The organism is Kitasatospora sp. NPDC059577 (assembly GCF_042735475.1).
Classification (GTDB): domain Bacteria; phylum Actinomycetota; class Actinomycetes; order Streptomycetales; family Streptomycetaceae; genus Kitasatospora.
Window position 1 is genome coordinate 68,228 of sequence record NZ_JBHWBZ010000054.1, and the last position, 2,901, is coordinate 71,128.

Annotated in this window: 3 protein-coding genes; 2 read left to right on the forward strand and 1 reads right to left on the reverse strand. The window is 73.0% G+C overall.

The window, feature by feature from the left end; genetic code table 11:
- Positions 1–142 precede the first annotated feature (142 nt).
- Positions 143–1,447, reverse strand: coding sequence for an MFS transporter (locus ACFV0O_RS31685; RefSeq protein ID WP_360249488.1), 1,305 nt, complete (start codon positions 1,445–1,447; stop codon positions 143–145).
- A gap of 144 nt (positions 1,448–1,591) precedes the next feature.
- Between ACFV0O_RS31685 and ACFV0O_RS31690 the strand changes: the two genes are divergently transcribed.
- The gene (locus tag ACFV0O_RS31690; protein WP_380347196.1) at positions 1,592–2,173 is read left to right on the forward strand and encodes a MarR family winged helix-turn-helix transcriptional regulator; all 582 of its coding nucleotides are present in this window, start codon (positions 1,592–1,594) and stop codon (positions 2,171–2,173) included.
- A gap of 102 nt (positions 2,174–2,275) precedes the next feature.
- On the forward strand, positions 2,276–2,821 hold the full coding sequence (locus ACFV0O_RS31695) for a hypothetical protein (protein ID WP_380347197.1): 546 nt from the start codon (positions 2,276–2,278) through the stop codon (positions 2,819–2,821).
- The last annotated feature ends 80 nt before the right edge of the window (positions 2,822–2,901 follow it).

The following is a 2,901-nucleotide window of genomic DNA, read 5'->3' on the forward strand; positions in this document are numbered from 1 at the left end:
CGCGGCCCGCGGGGGGGCGCGCGGGGGGGCCGACACCACCCCCAGCTCTTGCGGCGGGGGTGGGCGATGCCCCCGCGGGGGGGGGGCGGCCCCGGGGGCGCGGGCGCCCCCCCCGTTCCGAACGCTCGTGCGTACCCTTCCGCTACGCGGCGGTCTGCAGCTCCCGGACCGGGAGGGCGTGGACCACGGCCGGGGCGGCGTTGTCCTGCTCCGGCGTGAGGTGCGGGCGCAGCCGCAGCGCCAGGACGACGACGAGCAGCGTCGAGCCCGCCATCGCCGCCAGGTAGAGCGGCCAGGTGCCGGAACCGACCAGCAGCACGCCGACGGCCGGGCCGACCGCGATCGCGATCTGCTTCACCAGGGCGTACCCGGCGTTGTAGGTGCCGAGCAGTCTGGCCGGGGCGAGGTCGGCGACCATCGGGCCCATGGTCGGCGCGAGCAGCGACTCGCCGACGCCGAAGAGGGCGTAGATCGAGACGATGGCGACCGTGGCGGCCATGGTCTCGGTCCGGATCAGGCCGGCCACCAGGGCCATCGCCCAGGCACCGAGCCAGACCAGACCGGCCGCGGCCATCGCGGTGGTGCGGCGGCGGCGCGCGGTGATCCGCACCATGAACATCTGCAGCACCACGATGGTCAGCGCGTTGGCGCCGATCGCGAAGCCCAGGGTGGAGGGCGGGGTGCCGACGGTGTCGGTGGCGAAGGCCGCGACACCGGACTCGAACTGGCCGTAGCAGGTGAAGAAGATCAGCCCGGCGAGCACGCAGAGCCGCAGCATCGCCTTGTCGGCGACCAGCGCACGCAGGCCGGTCGGGCCCTCGCTCTTCGGGTGGACGGCGCTCAGCCGGATCCGCGGCATCCGGGCGGTGCCGGTGACCAGGGCCAGGCCGAGGAAGGTCGCCGCCTCGATGGTGAACAGCCGGGTCAGGCTGGCCGGGTCGGCGACGTCGACGATCTGCCCGCCGACCAGCGCACCGATGCCCATGCCCAGGTTGACCAGGGTGAACTGCAGCGCGAAGGCGTGCGAACGGGTCGCCGCCGTCGAGCAGCGGACGATCATCGTGGCGAGCGCCGGCTGGCAGGTGGTGACACCCGCGCCGAACAGGAAGGAGGAGACCAGCAGGGCCGGCGTGCCGGTGGCGTGGCCGAAGGCGAACGCACCGGCGGCGGCGAGCGCCGTCCCGGCCAGCAGCACCGGCCGGGGACCGTACTTGTCGATGCCGCGCCCGGTGAACGGCAGGACCGCGAGGGCCGCCAGCGCGAAGACGGTGAACACCATCCCGGCCGCCAGCGAGCCCAGCCCGCGCACCTGGTCCACGTACACGAACATGTACGGCATCGTGAACCCGCTGCCGAACGCGCTGAGCGCGTTGCCGATCTGGACGCGGCGCAGCGGGCTGCCCGCCCCACGTCGCTGCTGCCTCTGCTGCTTCACCGTGCCGGTCACCGTGCACATCCCTTCCAAGGTTCGACTGGATACTCTTAAGTCCAGAAGATTTCAGAGCTAAAGTTTGACGAGATAAAGTCTTAGCACCGGAAGACTGCCGAGTCAAAGGCTTAAGGAGTGCACCCTCGTGCGACACTGGTCCGCATGACTACGGACAAGCCGGCGCCGGCTGCCGACAAGCCCGCCCCGGCCACCCCCCTGGAGTTCGGCATCGCCGAGCAAGTGGCCCTCTACCAGCGGGAGTTCCCCACCGTCGACCCCCAGGTGGAGACCATCGTCCAGACCCTCAACCGGGTCTCCCGCCGGATGGGCGTCGCGTACGACCGCCAGCTGACTGTGCTCGGGATCACCTCCGCCGAGTGGGAGGTGCTCAAGGCCCTGGTGGTCTCCGGCAGCCCCTACCGGCTCGGGCCGGGCGAGCTCGCCAAGCGGCTCGGACTCACTCCGGCGGCGATGACGCACCGGATCGACCGGATGGTGGGCGACGGCCTGGTCACCCGGGAGCGGGACGAGTCCAACCGGGTGCGAGTGATCATCGAGCTCACCGAGACCGGCCGCGACAAGTGGCTGGAGTCGATGCGGATGGCGGCGGTGTTCGAGGAGGAGCTGCTCCAGGACGTCGTGGGTGAGGAGCGCACCGCGCTCTCCGCCCTGCTGGCCCGGATGCTGCGGCGGATCGAGGAGAGCCGGCCGGACGCGCCCGGACGCACCGCCGACCCGGCCTGAACGCCGGGAGGGAAGGCCGGACCGACGGATTTCCGTTGGCTTCCGGCCTTTCGTATGCCAATCTGCGTGGCGCCCGGGAACCACTGAGGCACTGTCACACGATTGGCTCACACCATGCCGCTCAAGCGCACCTCCGCCCTGCTCGTCACCGTCGTCGTGGCCGGGCTCGGGCTGACCGCCTGCAACGACGACGGCTCGTCCGCCGCCGCCCCGAGCGCCGCCGCGAGCACGACCGCGGCGGCCTCCCCCACCACCCCGGCCGGCTCCGCCCCGGCGGCCGCCCCGACCGCCTCGCAGCCGGCTTCCGCCCCGGCCGCCCCGGTCACGACCCCGGCCGCCGCCCCGCCGGCGGGCGCGACCCCGACCGCCGGAGTGGTCCAGAACGGCAGGACCCGGCCGGCCGACCTGCCCGCCGACATACCGCTCCCCCCGGGGAAGATCACCCTGGTCAACGGCGCGGCGGGCGCCTACATCATCACCTGCGAGGCCGCCGCCGGTGACTACGACACGTACCAGGCGGCGCTCAAGGCCGCGGGCTTCGAGGTCACCTCCACCGGGGGCGGCTCGGGCCTCGCCGAGCGCGGCGCGGACAACCTGGTGATCACCAGCTCGTCGACCTCGATCTCGGTCGCCTACGCCAAGGTCTGAGCGGCCGGGCGGGACACGCCCCGCCGGCCCGCGGGAACGACGGAGGTCCGGCCCGCCGGGGGGCGGTCTCTGATACACAG

Bases quoted from the DNA above. Each gene is read 5' to 3' on its own strand.
- ACFV0O_RS31690 (WP_380347196.1), top strand. From the start codon at position 1,592: ATGACTACGGACAAGCCGGCGCCGGCTGCCGACAAGCCCGCCCCGGCC.